Raw genomic sequence first — 2,130 nt, forward strand, 5'->3', positions numbered from 1 at the left:
CAACCTTCTGCAGTGCGTCCAGCATCCTATATGAAGCACCTTTGAGTCTTCTCCATCAAACATTCTGTAAACCGTATATCCGTCAGTGGAAAGGGTCCCCATAAAATGTTCCAGGAACGACTTCGCCGCATCGGATGACCTGCTGCCGTTGTTATAGTGATAATAGACCATCTTCATATGCTTTGCAAAGAATGCCCATAAGTACTTTCTCCTGTAAGCCTTGCCTTCCTTTGTTTCGATGCCTACAAGTTCGGTCGTCTCATCAACCATAAGATATTCAGCCTGCTGTACAAACCCCTTGAAGACATCTCCGATAAAACCCTTGAGTTTGGCGATTCCGTTATGGATATAGCTGTTCAGTGTGGTGTTGCTTATGTGGATGCCCTCTCTGGCAAGCAGTCTTATCTGCCTGTTCTCCGGCATGCTGAAGTCGTATTTCAGACAGAGCAGACGGGCAAGCAGTTCAGGAGAGAAGATGCCTCCAAGGTCTTTCAGCGGATGTTCCATCGTGTTCGCGAAAGTGCCGTCCGCAAACTTCACCCTTGCCACCTTGTAGACATGCTCCACGTTATGAGCCCTTACATGTTCTATGACCCTGTATTCCCACACATCAGGCATACCGTTGCGGTTCATGAACCGTCCTCCTTCGGGAAGCGTGTAATACTCGTCCACTTCATGTACTACCACTTTGTCAACTTTCAATTTGGTTTTCACGGCACGTGGTGCAGTTTCCTTTCTTCTTGAAGGTTGGCTGCTCTGTGCAGGTGTGCTACCAGAAATGGTACTGCTGCCGGTTTCGTTACCGTCAGCCTTATCGTTGTCATCATCCTTTCTGTCAGAACCGTCATATTCGGACTTATGCAGTGCAGACTTGTCAAGGTTACGGTTGTTCAGCAGTTCTCTTTGCTCGGAAGTACGGCCAAAACGGTGTTTTCTGCTGTCCTCAAGCTGAAGCCTGAGATTGGAAATCTCGTTTGCCAGCATCCGGTTCACCTCGTCTTTTGCATCAAGCTGCTTTCTCATAAGCTCCATTTCTTTCCTATAATTTTCAACCGTAGTTGATTGCTTTTCGAGGGAATCTTTGAGGTCATTGATTGTATCAACCAGAGCCTTGGAGTTCTCTTTATTGGAATTTTCAATGGCCTTAAGCCTCGCAATCAGTTCGTTTACCTGTTTGCGAAGCCCTGCCTTTTCCTCATTCGCCAGACCCAACTGGCAGCAAAGTAACTCGTATGCCCTTTCATCAATCATGATATAAAGATACGAAAAATCAGGCAGTTACGCAAACTTTTTACTGTTTATTTTTATTATTCCATTGGATATCAATACCTTGTTATTCATCTTTAGGGCTTACATACATCCTGTCGACTACGATGCTTTCCGTCAGGTATGCCATATCAGACCACTGGATCCGGTAGCATCTGGAAACTTCATCAAACACAGGTTTCTTGAATTTCCCCATAACAGGACGTTTCTCGTAAAGCACATAAAAACCGCGTTCATAATGAAGTATCTTCACAACCTTACGGTTCCTGGACATGAACATATAGACGTTGGAGGCATCGCTCGGGTCAAGTGACATCTCTTCCCTTATACTCTCACATAATCGGAAAATACCTTTCCGCAGATCAACATTACCGTTGAACAGGTAATAGTTCAGGTTAGCACTCAGTCCCAGCATGTCATCCTATCATTTTATTAAGCAACAAGCTCAAATCAAGAACTGTGGTGTTTCTCAGGAACAGCGTTGCGCCTGATGCCAATTGTAATTTTACCCATCTTATCGGAGCTTCACCTTCGGGCTGTTTCACTTCCATTTTCACGGTTGGACTGTTGCAGGGATTGCCGGTTATCTGGACTTTGGCAACCTTGGGTTGATCAACCCGGACTGTCTTGCCTAACTTCTCACTCCATAGCTGGTGGCGCTGCCAGTTCATGAACTTGTCGTAATTCACTCCATAATCCGCACAGAACTCGCGAAGGTCTTTGGTTTCGCAGCACAGCTGATAGAGGTCGTACACCTCCTGGTAGTTTACTTTTTCTTTTGCCATAATCTTTGTTAGTAATTGGTTATGGCGCAAAGATATGCTGGGTTGCGATGCGTGTCAAGGCGGAAAATAGAATGGTTAC

The 2,130-nt window shown here is 45.4% G+C and carries 3 protein-coding genes; all 3 read right to left on the reverse strand.

Annotated features, from left to right (window positions below; all coding sequences use genetic code 11):
* On the reverse strand, positions 1-1,251 hold a 1,251-nt coding region (locus HU824_RS19310), incomplete at its 3' end, for a transposase (protein WP_176469733.1).
* An 82-nt stretch (positions 1,252-1,333) separates the two neighbouring features.
* Positions 1,334-1,681 (reverse strand): IS66 family insertion sequence element accessory protein TnpB, encoded by a 348-nt coding sequence (gene tnpB, locus HU824_RS19315; protein ID WP_065538929.1) that lies wholly within the window; start codon positions 1,679-1,681, stop codon positions 1,334-1,336.
* Between the two features lies 1 nt (position 1,682).
* The gene (locus HU824_RS19320) at positions 1,683-2,051 is read right to left on the reverse strand and encodes a hypothetical protein (RefSeq protein ID WP_176469734.1); all 369 of its coding nucleotides are present in this window, start codon (positions 2,049-2,051) and stop codon (positions 1,683-1,685) included.
* Between the last annotated feature and the right edge of the window lie 79 nt (positions 2,052-2,130).

The sequence above is a fragment of the Bacteroides sp. L10-4 genome, from assembly GCF_013373675.1.
Lineage (GTDB): Bacteria > Bacteroidota > Bacteroidia > Bacteroidales > Bacteroidaceae > Bacteroides > Bacteroides muris.

Excerpts from the sequence above, each read along its gene's own strand:
- HU824_RS19320 (WP_176469734.1), bottom strand. The coding sequence starts at position 2,051 with ATGGCAAAAGAAAAAGTAAACTACCAGGAGGTGTACGACCTCTATCAG.
- tnpB (WP_065538929.1), bottom strand. The coding sequence starts at position 1,681 with ATGCTGGGACTGAGTGCTAACCTGAACTATTACCTGTTCAACGGTAAT.